This window comes from Oleiharenicola lentus, assembly GCF_051660365.1.
Classification (GTDB): domain Bacteria; phylum Verrucomicrobiota; class Verrucomicrobiia; order Opitutales; family Opitutaceae; genus Lacunisphaera; species Lacunisphaera lenta_A.
On sequence record NZ_JBOZXB010000001.1, the window covers coordinates 276,932 to 290,363 of the forward strand.

The following is a 13,432-nucleotide window of genomic DNA, read 5'->3' on the forward strand; positions in this document are numbered from 1 at the left end:
TCTTAGCGCGCCACCGTCACCGTATTCGGCAGCACCGGCGAATATTGATAAGCCGGCTCTTTCTCCTGCCGACGAAGAATGCGGGCGATCTCCCGCCACACGCCGAGGATCCCCTTCGGCGTCGGCGGCAAGTCGGCTTCGATAAGCTTATGGAGTTCACTTAAATTGTAGCACGGCACTGCCGCATACATGTGATGCTCGATGTGGTAATTCATCTGCCAGTAAACAAAGCGCACGACCGGATTCAGCGTGAAAGAACGCGTGCACAGGCGGAAATCCGAGACGTTGTCGCACAGGCCGATGTGTTGCGTGTTGTTGCACAACCAAAACAGCCAGCCGCCGTAAAACGGCCCAAAGGTCAGCAGCACCGGCAAAATCCAGTGCCCCGAAAGCACCCCGGCGACAATAATCAGGCTGTGTCCGATCAACAGTGTGCGCGCCCAACGCACCGGCGCCTTGCGCTTGGGATCGCCTTCCGGAAACAGCGTCAGTTCCCACTCGCCTTTGAATTTTCCAAACGAGAGCCGCAAGGCCTGCGCCACGTTAAACTTGAAATCCTTCCAACTAAAAAAACCTTGGAAGAAAAAATCGCGCAGCATCAATCGCACCGGCAAAACCACTTCGAGATCTTCCGGTGGATGCAGCGTATAACGGTGGTGCCGCACATGACTCGCTTGGAACACCTCGTGGTTAATCCAACCGAGAAACGCGAGCACGTGGCAAAAAATATCATTCCATTTTTTAGTTTTAAACACCGTGCCGTGACCGAGTTCGTGCACGCCGTTGATCAAAAAAGACGACATCATGCCGTGGAGAAAAATAAAGCCCACCGTGCCCCACCACGGCACGCGTCCCACCGACCACCACGCGAGTGCAAACGTCGTCGCGAGGATCGCGAGATAACCCACCGTTTGCACCGTCGCCCGAAAATCGCTGCGCTCGTGCAACCGCTTGAATGCGCCCGGTGGCAGCGGGGAACGATACCAGGTGATCTGCTCTCCCTTGCGCACGCGTTCGGTGAAGACCGGCAACGGCTGTTCCGTGGTCAAAAGCGGATTAGGGGATTCCATGCTTTCACTTTAGCAACTCAGGGCCTCCGCGCCTTTCAGACCGGTCTCGCGCTACAATCTCAAACATTGGCCGCTTAAATTCTCATGTCCGTCCTTGAGTCCTTTGCTCCGAGTCGACACCTCTACTCCACCCGCATGACCGTTAGTCGTCATTGGAAAAACTGTGTTCGTCTCGAATTCTCGCCCGCGCGCTGCGGCGTGCCCGACGTGGTCCATTTCGGACGCTACAACTACGTGCGCGCAGGACCCGGCTTGTCGGTGCATGCCCACGAGCAAGCGATGGAATTTTGTTTTCTGCTGCGTGGTCGCCAGGTTTACCGCGTCGGCCAACGCTATTATCAACTTTCTGGGGGCGACGTCTTCGTAACGTTTCCCGATGAGCCGCACAGCACCGGCGATGCGCCCGAGGAAAAGGGTGTCCTTTACTGGCTCATCGTTAAAATCCCAGAAGACGGAAATGATTTTATCGGACTCAAAGGCGCCGAAGCCGCCGGCTTGAAAAAAGCCCTCACGACTCTGCCCGCACGTCGCTTCCGCAGCACGAAGCGCACGCATGCTTTTCTCGATGGTATCGCGACCCACTATTTCTCCAAGGAGTCGCCATTGCGCACCGTGGCGATGCACAACCAAATCATCGCGTTGCTGCTCGAAGTGATCACGGCGGCACGGAGCCGAAATCATCACGCTCGACACACCCGCGTGATTCTCGATCGCATCACCCGACTGATCGAAGCTCACCTCAGCGAACCGCTCTCGGTCACAAAACTTGCCACGGAAAGCGGTCTCTCGGTGCCGCGATTCAAGGCCTGGTTCAAAGAACAAACCGGCGTGCCGCCCGGAGAATATGGATTGCGGATGCGCGTCGAAGAAGCGCGGCGCCGCTTGGGGGCGGACGAAACCAGTATCACCGAGATCGGTTACGCCCTCGGTTTTTCTTCGTCTCAATATTTCGCGACGGTGGTGAAACGTTACACTGGACTCACTCCGCGCCAGATTCGCGCGCTCGCGAGCGTGGGGGTGAAATCGGCGCAGACCGGTTAGAATCCGGCGAATTAACCACGCGATCGCGCTGCCGACGATATGCGTGCGGCGTGCCGCCTCCGCAATGTTTGGCAAACGCCGCGTAGAAACTCGCCAGCGACCCGAAGCCGCTTTGCAGCGCCACGTCGACGACTCGCTGCTCCGTATTCGCGAGCAACCGCTGCGCATGCGCAAGACGCAGTCGGGTGAGATAGACATGCACCGTCAGTCCTGTTTGCGCACGGAAAATTCGGGCGAGGTATTTTGGATTCAGCCCAGCCGCCTGCGCGATTTGCGGCAAATCGAGCGGCTCAGCGTAGTGCGCAGCGATGAACCCCGCGACCTTGGCAAGATGCCCGCCGCCCGCGCGCGGCGACTTTTCACGCGAGCGCAGTGCGCGATCATTCAATGCCAGTGCGAGCCGATGCAAACTCGCCTCCAACTCCAGCAACAACACGGCGCGACGCGCGGGATCATTTGATTCAAAATCGTCGCGCCACTTCCGGAAGGTGCTGTTGGGACTCTCGCCTTGGGCCAGACCGCCGCCGATGAGCAGGGTGCTGAGTTGCCCCGGAATCGGCCAACGAAGGAAATCCGCCAATGGGATCGTAATCCAAATCCCCCGCGCCTCTCGACTCCACTCGGTGAGTTGATGCGGAATGCCGCCCCAGAACACGACAAACGCGCCTGCGCTCACGCGTTTTCGCACTCCGCCGAAAAGGTATTCGATGAACCCGCTCGCGACGAAATTGATCTCCATGTCTGGATGCGTGTGCGCACGGCTCATCGTTTTCAGGCCGGCAACTTCCCACACGCGAAAACCAACGGCTGAATCCGAATCGCTGGAAACGTGCTGCATGGGGTGCTTTATCCCGTCGCGGCAAAAGTAACTTTTCAAGAATATTACCCCGCTCCCGCCGGATGCATGCGCGCATCTGCTGCGCTATGATTCGCGCACATGGATAAACACCCCTCCCCCGCTCCGTTCGTGCTTCCTCCGCCTGCACCGCTTGTTCCCGGTGCCCGCGTGCCCACTCACCTCGAAGAATATCTTTTCGATTTGCAGGGGTTTTTCGTCGTCCGCAACGCGCTTTCCGCGAGCGAAGTGGCCGCGTGCAACGCCGCCATCGACGAAATCCCCCGCTCGCTTCCGCGCCTCGGCTGGCACGGCCACGTGCAACGCGAGGATCATCCCGAGCATCGCGGCATCAGTTATCAACAGGTTTACGAACTACCCGCCTTCGCCAAGCTAATCGACCATCCCGGCTACATTAATTACGTCGCCCGGTTCTCAGGCGGTCAGGACACGTTCGATTACCACCACGCACCGCTCTACATCGACGAAAACTTTTTCAACATTCGCGGCGCGGGCGAAGCGATTCCGCTGCACGCGGGCGGGCACGACATCTGCCGCCGCATGCAATTCCGCTACCACAATGGCCGTTTCGCGTGCGGCCAGATCAACGTCTTGATCGCGCACACCGACATCGGTCCCGGCGACGGCGCCACGATGGTGATTCCCGGCTCGCACAAATCGAACATCATTCACCCCGCGTTTCTCCGTGAAAATAAATCTGCCGAGTGGGACAAAGGTGGCTCGGTGGAAGGCACACCGGGAGCAGTCGAGGTTCATCTGCAAGCCGGTGACGCGATCGTCTTTGTCGACGCGACGTGTCACGGCTCGGCCAAACGCGTGAATCCAGGCGAGCGCCGCATCAGCGTCTATCGCTACGGCCCTTCGTGGGGCAACTCGCGCTGGGGCTACCGCGCCTCCGCTGATCTCGTGAGTCGGCTCAATCCGCTCGCGGCGAAAATCGCCGAGCCACAGGACTACCGCATCGCCCCCGGCACGACACCACGAAACTGAACTGCTCGCCCGCGGTCGGCATCAAGCGCGCACTGAACACCATGATGTCCGGCCGACGCGCAGCGATTTCCCGGTGAGTGTCTCCCGCGCCACCCCCAGCGGCAGCGTTCTTGATTTCCCGCGGTCTGAAAACCGCACGCTCGTAAAGGCATCGTAGGCGACAACGCACAGTTTAAGCGACGCGAAGCCTTGCTCGAATCGTTCAATTGTCACTTCCAGCGCACCATCGGTGGCCACCGCGCAGCTCCATTCGACGCGCGAGCGTTGGCCTTTTTGGTAAGCGAAGCTCTCGCCGTCGTCGAAGACATAGCTGCCGCGATGTGCGCCGCGCGAATCACCTCGCAAAAACACATGCAGTTCGATCGTGGCGAAATCATTCCGATTGTCGCGGCGCTCGCCTTTTTGCATCGGGAGCAGCGCGCCTTCGCGCACGAAGAGTGGAGTTCCACCAGTTGAGGTTTTCACCGTAATCGTGCTTCCACCACGCCGCCAGACGCCCTCGCTGGCTGAAAACCAGCGCGCCTTGCCTGGCAAGAGCACGCGACGCGACGTCTTCTTTTCTTCAATCACGGGCGCTTGGAGAATATCGGGACCGATCAGGAATTGGTCCGCGATCTTACCCAACGGAAGTTTTTCAGTATCTGCAAAATCATGGAAAAGCGGCCGCAAGATTGCCGCGCCCGATGCCTCCTGTTCGACGAATTGCTGGTAAAGATAAGGCAGCAATTTGTAGCGTAGCCGGATGTAGTGCGAAATCGTGCGCTGCGCCGTCGCGCCCAGCGCCCACGGTTCCTGCCGGCGCGAGTTAAACATGCTGTGGTTGCGAATGAACGGAAACAGGAAACACACCTTGTGCCACGCGACGGCGAGCTCGGGCGTCGTATCGCCGATGAAGCCGCCCACGTCGGGCCCGTTGAACGGCATGCCGGATAACGCGAGCCCGAGTGAAACCGGAATCACCATCTGCAGATGATGCCAGTTGGAATAATTATCGCCCGTCCACGCCGCGCTGTAACGCGAACTGGAAAGATACGCGCTGCGGGTCAGCAAAAACGGGCGCTGGTCTGGTTGCGCCGCCAGGAAACCCGCACGCGACGCCTTTGCCATGCCGAGCGCGTATTGGTTGTGATATGCCTCATGCGGCTTGGTGCCGCGGGCGAAACGCATTTCGTCGAGTTCCACGCTGCCGATTGACGGATCATTCATGTCGAGCCACGCGCCACTCACGCCGGCTGCGGCGAATTTTTTCACCTGCTCCGCCCACCACGCGCGTCCCTCGGGCAGACTGAAATCGGGAAAGTGCGTGCGCCCCGGCCACACGAAGCCGACAAACGGTTCGCCTTCGGGCGTCTGGCAAAAGATCCCGTGTTTCAAGCCACTGTCGTAAGCATGATACCCTTTCTCCACACCCACACCCGGATCGAGGATCGGGACGATGCGCCGGCCGCGCTGCGCCAGCTTCGCGAGCACCCGCTGGGTGGCTTGGCGACCGCGCCAGAGTTTCTCCGAAAACGTGAACACTTTATAGCGTTCCATGTAATCGATATCGAGCCAGAGCCCATCGCACGGAATCCCATGTTTGCGGAAATTCCGATCGAGCGCCCAAAGATCTTTCGGCCCCGCGTAGCCCCAGCGGCATTGTTGATACCCGAGCGCCCACACTGGCGGGAGCGGCACGCGTCCGACGAGCGTTTGTAATTTCCGCGTCAGCTCCGCCAGCGAAGGCCCGATAATCACATACAATTCCGGCTGACCCTCCGGCGCGCCGACGTAGAACGACTGGCGCTGGCGATCCGCGGGATTGACGCCGTCCCACAAAAAATCCGACGCGAGATCCATGAACGTGGCGCCAGGATTATTGATCAACAAGCCGATGTAATCGTTCCCCTGCTTCACGATGACATACGGCATCGCCATATACATTGGGTTCGCATGGCCGTGACGGACTTCGTGCTGCGAGAAATCTCCAAAGACATCCGTGTTCCAAAACTTCACGCGCTGGCCGGATTTCTCCAAACCCTTGCTGTGCTCGCCCAAGCCGTAGAACTGCATCCCGGGCTCGTGGTGAAATTGCATAATCCACGCCGCGCCACTCACCCCAAACGTGCATTGCCTGGCGCCGCGCAACACCACGCGCTGCGTCGCCGATTCGATCACGCTCAAATCGCCGCGCTCATCCACTTTCAAACGGTAGCAATTATTGCCGGGAATCTCACTGGCCAGTTCCGCATCACTGCCGTGCGGCGCCCAGCGTGAATGGGTGAGCACCACGCGGTGCACGTCACTGCCGAGCGAATCGATGGCGAGGCCGCAGGGTTTTCCTGCCAGCGTGATCGCGCGGCCGTCCGATGACGACGCGGTGTTGAAAACGAAATTCGCGGGATGCCGGATCTTGTTAAAATACATGGGGCAAAAAGCAGGTTAAGCCAGCTGCGCGAGTTCGAGCGAACGCGTCGCTACAAACTTCGTGGCCGGGCGCGTCCACGCCAATCCCAGTTCGCTGGGCAGTTTCGCTTCTTCAATGGTGCGGCGCAGCACGGCGTCGATGCCGATCAGGCCCACGCCGGGTTCGCCCGCCAGATCGTGCGAACGGAGAAGTTCCGGGGGAATATCGTGGATCGGGCACGCGGCATTGAGATCAAGAATGCAGGCCGCGTGGGTGGCCGCGAGTCGCGGCGCGCAAATCGGCGCATCCTCCTGTCGTCCGCGCGCGAAGAGCGCCATGAACATTTCCACCCGCGCCTGCACGGCATCGGGCAACGGCGCCACCACCGCTTGCGCATCCTCGCTGATAATTTTCAGCTCCTTGCCGGCGCGCCACTCGATGCGACCGCGTTCGAGTTCGAGCACCAACAGCGGCACCTCCTCGGTCGAGCCGCTATGCGTGACGGCGCTGAGCAACTCCACGCCGTGACGCGTTTGCAGCCGCAAGACCGCCGTGTCGAAACTCTCGATCCGGCGCGTGCGATAAAGTTCCGCTTCGCCCGACACCACGACCGCCGCATCGGCCGGCGTTTCCCCGGCGAAAAAAAGCGCGAGCATCAGGTAGTGCGCGAGTGCGTTATTGAGCGGGGAATCCAACACCGCACCATCCGGCACGCGCAGGCGACCCGCCCACGCGTTGCGTTGATAATACGCATCGGGACGTGGCCAGAGCCCGAGCAGTTTGATGCGTTTTAATTTTCCATGCCGCCCGGAAAGCAGATCGGTTTTCAGGCGATAAACTTCGGCGGTGCAAAAATCGTGGAAACCCACCGCCAAAAACCGCCCGGGCTGCGGACGCGCCTCCAGCACTTGCACAATCTCGTGCCACGAAGCCGCGAGCGGCTTTTCCACCAACACACTGCCGCCGGCGGCCAACGCCGCGAGTGTCATCGACGCGTGCAAATGAATCGGCGTGGGCAGGCAGCACAGGTCGAAACGGCCGCGCTCCGCGGCGAGCCACGCAGCGAACGAATCGTAGAGCCGCACGTCCGCCGGCAAACTTGCCAGGTCCGCGGACGCCGTGCCGGGCACCGCGACCGCGGACACAAACCGACACGCGCCCGCCGCCGAGAGTTCGCGCAGCACGCGCAGATGCACCTGCCCATATCCGCCCAAGCCAATCAGGGCGACCGCGGGCGGGGTGAGTTGAGGCAAAGGAGCCGCTAAAGAATTGCTCATGAATGAACGAAAGAGGTCGAACGAATCAATTGATGCACTGCTCGGTGGCGGCGTCGAAAAGATGGGCCTTCGCCAGTTGCAAATGCACCGTGAGTTCACTGCCAGGAACAAACTCACCGAATGAAGGCACCCGCGCCACCCACGGATGCGACGCCGTGCGGAAATGCAGGTGCGTCTCCGCGCCCATCTGCTCATCGAGTTCCAATTTCGCCGTGAGTGCGACAGAGCCTGGCTGCGCGGTGCAGGCGATATCTTCCGGGCGAATGCCAAAGATAATTTCCCGACCTTCACACGTGAGCGCTCGTTCATTGAGCGTTCCACCCAAAGGAATATTCACGCTTAAACCTTCGCCGCCGAGTTCGACGAACCATAGTTCGCGTCCGCGTCGCTCGACGCGTCCACGAATCAAATTCATCGGCGGACTACCGATGAAGCCCGCCACGTAAGCGTTCGCCGGACGGTGATAAAGTTCGAGCGGCTCGGCGACCTGCATGATCTCGCCCCCGCGCATCACGCAAATCCGGTCCCCCATCGTCATGGCTTCGACCTGGTCGTGCGTCACATAAATCATGGTCGCACCGAGTCGGGCGTGGAGCTTGGAAATTTCCGCGCGCATCGACACGCGCATCTTCGCATCGAGATTCGAAAGCGGTTCATCGAAAAGGAACACCTTCGGCTTGCGCACGATCGCCCGACCCACCGCCACGCGCTGCCGCTGGCCGCCCGAAAGCGCTTTGGGCCGTCGCTCAAGATAAGCTTCCAACCCCAGCAAAGCCGCTGCTTCACGCACGCGCTGATCGATCTCGGCCTTGGGAAATTTCCGCAGCTTCAGTCCGAATGCCATGTTATCATAAACCGACATGTGCGGATAGAGCGCGTAGTTTTGAAACACCATCGCGATGTCGCGATCCTTCGGCAGCACGTCGTTCACTTCGCGGCCATCGATCGAGATCGTGCCACCGGTGATTTCCTCGAGTCCCGCGATCATCCGCAGCGTCGTGCTTTTGCCGCAGCCGGACGGGCCGACCAGCACCATGAATTCGCCCTCTTTGATTTCGAGGCTGATGGAGTTCACCGCCGTGACGGTGGTGCCGGATTTATCCGGGTAGGCTTTGCAGAGATTTTGAATGACGACGTTAGCCATGGAATATTCCTGAAAATTTAAGCCTCCAGAGAGGTGAGAGCGTGAAGGTGGTTAAACGCGAGATCGTGCGCACCGGGCAGATTTTCGTGCCCGAAGTCCGGATAGAACACCGCGCGCTTTGGCGAAGTGATTTTATTGAAGGCAGCAAATTGCGCCGACGGGGGGCAAATCATGTCGGCGAGACCGGTTAACATTAAAACATCTGCCCGGATTCGCGCGGTGAGGTGCTGAATGTCGATGTAACCGAGACGCGTGAAGATTTCATTGAGTCGCTCGTGGCGAGGGTCGCGCGTGCGCAGAAAATCGATCAGCTCTGTGTAGCCATGCCGCGCGAGATCCGCTTCCCACACCCGTTGGTAGTCAGAGAGGAACGGATAAATGCTCACCACGCGACAAATGCGCGGCTCGAGCGAAGCGCAGGCCAAAGCAAGCGCGCCACCTTGCGACCAGCCCATCGTGGCGACGCGCGACGCGTCGACTTCCGCCAGGTTCATCACGAGTTGCGCGAGGCGCACCGTATCGAGAAACACCTGGCGATAATAAAGCCGGCGCGGATCGGGGTCTTCTACGCCGCGAATGAAATGTCCGCGCAGCGTCATCCCTCGCACCGTCCCGTTGTCCTCCGACAAGCCGCCCTGCCCGCGGCAATCGAGCGCCGCGACGCAGAATCCTTCCGCCACGTAACCCAGTTTGTGAAACCAGTCGCCGCTGTCCCACGAATAGCCGTGAAACTCCAGTAACGCCGGCGCCGCCCCAGTGCGTTTACGCGGGCGCAGGAACTTTGCGTGCACACGCGCGCCACCGACGCCGGTGAACCACAGATCGAAACACTCGGCGATTTGCGTGGAGAATTGCTTGTTGGGCACGAGTTCCAACTCGGCCGGTTGTTGCGCGAGGTCAGTGAGTGCTTGTTGCCAATACACGTCGAAATCGGCCGGACGTGGATTAGTGCCGCGATAGTGCGGGAGCTTTTCAGCAGAGAGATCAAATGTAGCGGGCATGGTAATAATCAGCCTTTGATCGCGCCTTGCGACAGGCCGCGAACGAATAACCGGACGGTAAAGAGAAACAGAATAATCAGCGGAATCGCGGCGAGGAAGTAGGCCGCCATGATCTGGCCCCACTGCTTCACGTATTCGCCATCGAGGTAGATCAGGCCGACGCCCAGCGTGAAGAGTTCCTTGTCGCGCAACACGATCAGCGGCAGCAGGAATTCATTCCACAGTTGGAGAAACGACAGCACTCCCAGCGTGCCGATGATCGGCGCCGACATCGGCAGCACGATGTTGCGGATCTGCTGGAGGTGCGAGGCGCCATCCATTTCCGCGGCTTCGAACAAATCCTTGGGCAGATCCTCAATAAAGTTGCGCAACACGTAGAGGTTGAACACCTGCCCACCGGCCGCGCCCACGATGATCAGCGCCCACAGCGTGTTGAGCAGCGACATCGATTTGAGCAGCAGGAAAAGCGGCACGATATTCGCCACGCTCGGCAGCAACATCAGCACAATCAGCGCGGACCACAGCACGCCAGAGAACGGCATTTTGTAGCGCGCGAAAAAATACGCACCCAGCACCGCAAACGTCAGCGTCGCCAGGGTGCCGCTCACCGCCACAAACACGGTGTTCGCAAGAAACGGCCACACGAGCTTCAGGCCGAACACCCAATTTTCCCAATGCCAATTCGCCGGCGACGACGGCAGCCACGGATTCTGCACGAACTCCGCGTTATTCTTCAATGACACCTGCGCCATCATGTAGAGCGGGAATAGCTCAATGATGACGAAGGCGAGAATGATGGCGTGCTTGAGCCAATCGCCGCGTCGCGTGGAGCCGGGCAAGGGTTGTGCAGTGTCGCTCATTTTTCGACGCGCACGTAGCGGTTGTTGATCAGCGTGAGCACAAGAATGAAGAGAAAGATCACCATGCCCACCGCGCAGGCGTAGCCGAATTCCCCGGCAAAAAACGCGCGGTTATACATCCACAAACCCGGCACCATGCCGCGCCCGCTCGGGCCGCCCGCCGGGCCGAGCAACAGCAGTTGCAAGCCATAGCCTTGCAGCGTGGCAATGATCAACAGCACGAGCGAGAGCCGCACCTGCGTGAGAATCAGCGGCAGCTCGATGTAGATAAATTTCCCGAACGGCCCGATCCCGTCGAGTTCCGCCGCTTCGTAGATCTCGCGGCTGATCGATTGCAGTCCGGCGAGGTAAATCAGGACACCGACCGCGCCGATCCACGGGAAGCCCCAGATAAAAAGCGAAGGTAGCACCAAGTCCGGCTGCGAGAGCCAGCCGATGGGCACATTTTCAAAAAAGATTGCCCAGTGGAATACCGAGTGATCGAGCCACACGAGCGCGTGCTTGATGCCGGTGAGATCGAGAAACCGGTTCAACACGCCGAGGTTGGGATCGAAGAAAAATTTCCAGATGAACAGCGTGACGATCGACGGAATGATCATCGGCACCACCAGCAGCGCGCGGTAGATGTATTGCCAGCGGTCACTCGTGAGCCGGTGAATCAGCACTGCCATGAAGATCGACGGAATCATCTTCAGGAGATTGAACCCCATCAGCACCGCCACCGTGATCAGCGAGTCGCGCAACACCTGGTCGTTCCACGCGCGCCGGAAATTTTCCAGCCCCGTGAACTGCTTTGCATCGCCGCCCGCCCATTCGAAGAAGCTATGATAAATCGCGCTCGCCGCCGGAAAATACGCAAACGTCCCGACCAACACGACGGTCGGCAGCACGAAGAAATACAGTTTCCACTCGCGCAGGGCTTTCTTACTGGAGATCGGGAGCGCCATGATTGCTTAGAGGCCGGACGCGGCGGGTTTTCCGCCGAGGTGTTTCGCAAAAAAATCCAGCATCACGCGATTCGTCATGACGCGATCCTCGCCTTTCCACGCATGCCCGGCGTTGGGCGCGCGCACCGACTGATGCACCGTGCCCTGCTCACGCAGTTTCTCTTCAAGATAATCGATGTGTTCCGGCGGCACGACATCGTCGCGTTCGCCTTGAAACATCAGCACCGGCGGATCGTTGCGGTCCACGTAGGTAACCGGCGAGAGTTCGCGCCAAATCGGCGCCTTGGGATCATCGCTTCCGGCCAGCGCGACGAGCAACCCGCGCTTCGCGTCGTAATTTTTTTGCTCGGCCTCAGTCTGCGGCTTCACGTCGCGGAGTTTCGTGAAGTCGGTTAACGTGCAATAACTCACCACGGCCTGCACCCGGCTCGAAATTCCCGACGAACCACTGTCGCCCTCCAGTCCATCTTTCGCGTCGGTCAACCCCACCATCAGCGCGAGATGTCCGCCCGATGACTCGCCCATCACGCCAATCCGATCAGGGTCGAGATTCAACTCTTTCGCATGCGCGCGCAGGTAACGCACCGCCGCCTTCGCGTCGTGGATCTGCGCCGGCCATTTCGCTTCCGTGGTGAAACGATGACTGATGCTCGCCGCGACGTAGCCGTGTGTCGCGAGCAACCGCAACGGGCCATGGCCCATCGAACGGTCGCCGTTCATCCAGCCGCCCCCGTGAATCCACACCACCGCGGGAAATGGCCCGTTGCCTTCGCGCGGACGCGCGAGATCAAGTTTAAGTTCCGTGTTCCCCGCGCGTCCATAGACGAGGCCCTTTTCAATCGGGATCGTGGCATCGCCCCAGACGCTCGCCGCAGCCTTCGCCTTCGCTGGCATCTCGCGGTGCAGAAATTCCAGCGTCTTCGCATAAGCGATTTTGTATTGCTCCGCATTAAACCCGTGACCGCCGCCCTTGATGATCAGCAATTCATGCGGCACTTGCGTCGTCGTCATCGCTTCATCGAGCCAGTAGGCCTGCTGGGGCGAAACAATCGTGTCGGCATCGCCCTGGAGAATCAGCGTGGGCGAATCGCCTTTGCTCACATAAATGATCGGCGACATCTGCCTCCAACGCGGACTTTTCGGGTCGGAAGTTCCGCCCATGTCGGCGACGACTTGGGCCACGCTCTTTTTATAGTAAGCTTGAAATAACGCCTCCATCTCCACGCGCTTCTTTTCTTGTTCGGGGGTTTTGGCTTCCTCGGTCAACGATCGGCCGCGCGTGAAATCGGCCACCGAATAGGAACTCACCACGGCCTGCACGCGACTCGACGCGTCCTTCCATTCGCCGTCGCCTTCCAGCCCATCTTCCGGCGCCGTCAAGCCGAGCATCAGCGCCAGATAAGCTCCGGCTGAGTCGCCGGCCGACGCGATCCGATTCGGGTCGATATTCAGTTCCTTCGCGTGCGCGCGCACGTAGCGCACCGCCGTCTTTGCGTCGTGCACCTGCGCCGGCCACGGATGATCCGGCACGAACCGGTAACTCACCGTGATGCCGACAAATCCTTGCGAAGCAAAAAAACGGATCGGGTTGTAACCATCCTGGCGTTTGCCTCCCTGCCAGCCACCGCCGTGAAAATACACCACCACGGGAAACGGCCCGGGGCCCACACTCTCGGGCGGACGCGCGATATCCAATTTCAACTCCGCGCCGTCGGCGTGACTGTAAACGATATCTTTTTCAATTTTGATCGGGGCCGGGGGCGGCGCGACGGGTTGCTGCGCAGAGAGCGCGGACGAAAACATCAACACGAGCGCCGAAGCGCGGGAAACGAAATGAGGGGATAGTTTCATTGGGGTAAA

Annotated in this window: 11 protein-coding genes; 2 read left to right on the top strand and 9 right to left on the bottom strand. The window is 59.7% G+C overall.

Going from position 1 to position 13,432, the window contains the following annotated elements; genetic code table 11:
- Positions 1 to 2: 2 nt before the first annotated feature.
- Entirely contained in the window at positions 3 to 1,070 is a 1,068-nt protein-coding gene (locus ACRRQW_RS01025) for a fatty acid desaturase (protein WP_438479331.1), read from the bottom strand.
- A 135-nt stretch (positions 1,071 to 1,205) separates the two neighbouring features.
- Between ACRRQW_RS01025 and ACRRQW_RS01030 the strand changes: the two genes are divergently transcribed.
- Complete coding sequence (locus ACRRQW_RS01030) at positions 1,206 to 2,111, top strand: helix-turn-helix domain-containing protein (protein ID WP_438479333.1); 906 nt, start codon at positions 1,206 to 1,208, stop codon at positions 2,109 to 2,111.
- Here the strand turns inward: ACRRQW_RS01030 and ACRRQW_RS01035 are convergent.
- Positions 2,050 to 2,949, bottom strand: a complete 900-nt coding sequence (locus ACRRQW_RS01035) for a helix-turn-helix domain-containing protein (protein ID WP_438479335.1) — start codon at positions 2,947 to 2,949, stop codon at positions 2,050 to 2,052. The two genes, ACRRQW_RS01030 and ACRRQW_RS01035, sit on opposite strands and share 62 nt — an antisense overlap.
- A gap of 168 nt (positions 2,950 to 3,117) precedes the next feature.
- Here ACRRQW_RS01035 and ACRRQW_RS01040 point away from each other — a divergent pair, with 168 nt between their 5' ends.
- Positions 3,118 to 3,957: a phytanoyl-CoA dioxygenase family protein gene (locus tag ACRRQW_RS01040; protein ID WP_438479337.1), complete on the top strand. Its 840-nt coding sequence runs from the start codon at positions 3,118 to 3,120 to the stop codon at positions 3,955 to 3,957.
- A 21-nt stretch (positions 3,958 to 3,978) separates the two neighbouring features.
- Here the strand turns inward: ACRRQW_RS01040 and ACRRQW_RS01045 are convergent, their stop codons facing one another.
- From ACRRQW_RS01045 to ACRRQW_RS01075, 7 genes are read right to left on the bottom strand one after another with little or no spacing between them, the layout of a single operon-like run.
- Positions 3,979 to 6,363 (bottom strand): glycoside hydrolase family 31 protein, encoded by a 2,385-nt coding sequence (locus tag ACRRQW_RS01045; RefSeq protein WP_438479338.1) that lies wholly within the window; start codon positions 6,361 to 6,363, stop codon positions 3,979 to 3,981.
- A gap of 15 nt (positions 6,364 to 6,378) precedes the next feature.
- The gene (locus tag ACRRQW_RS01050; protein ID WP_438479340.1) at positions 6,379 to 7,620 is read right to left on the bottom strand and encodes a Gfo/Idh/MocA family protein; all 1,242 of its coding nucleotides are present in this window, start codon (positions 7,618 to 7,620) and stop codon (positions 6,379 to 6,381) included.
- A gap of 25 nt (positions 7,621 to 7,645) precedes the next feature.
- Entirely contained in the window at positions 7,646 to 8,764 is a 1,119-nt protein-coding gene (locus ACRRQW_RS01055; RefSeq protein WP_438479341.1) for an ABC transporter ATP-binding protein, read from the bottom strand.
- A gap of 17 nt (positions 8,765 to 8,781) precedes the next feature.
- Entirely contained in the window at positions 8,782 to 9,765 is a 984-nt protein-coding gene (locus ACRRQW_RS01060) for an acetylxylan esterase (RefSeq protein ID WP_438479343.1), read from the bottom strand.
- Between the two features lie 8 nt (positions 9,766 to 9,773).
- Entirely contained in the window at positions 9,774 to 10,625 is an 852-nt protein-coding gene (locus ACRRQW_RS01065; RefSeq protein ID WP_438479345.1) for a carbohydrate ABC transporter permease, read from the bottom strand.
- Complete coding sequence (locus ACRRQW_RS01070) at positions 10,622 to 11,572, bottom strand: carbohydrate ABC transporter permease (protein WP_438479346.1); 951 nt, start codon at positions 11,570 to 11,572, stop codon at positions 10,622 to 10,624. The genes ACRRQW_RS01065 and ACRRQW_RS01070 overlap by 4 nt, the downstream gene beginning before the upstream one ends.
- Before the next feature lie 6 nt (positions 11,573 to 11,578).
- Entirely contained in the window at positions 11,579 to 13,423 is a 1,845-nt protein-coding gene (locus ACRRQW_RS01075; RefSeq protein WP_438479347.1) for an alpha/beta hydrolase fold domain-containing protein, read from the bottom strand.
- Positions 13,424 to 13,432: the final 9 nt, after the last annotated feature.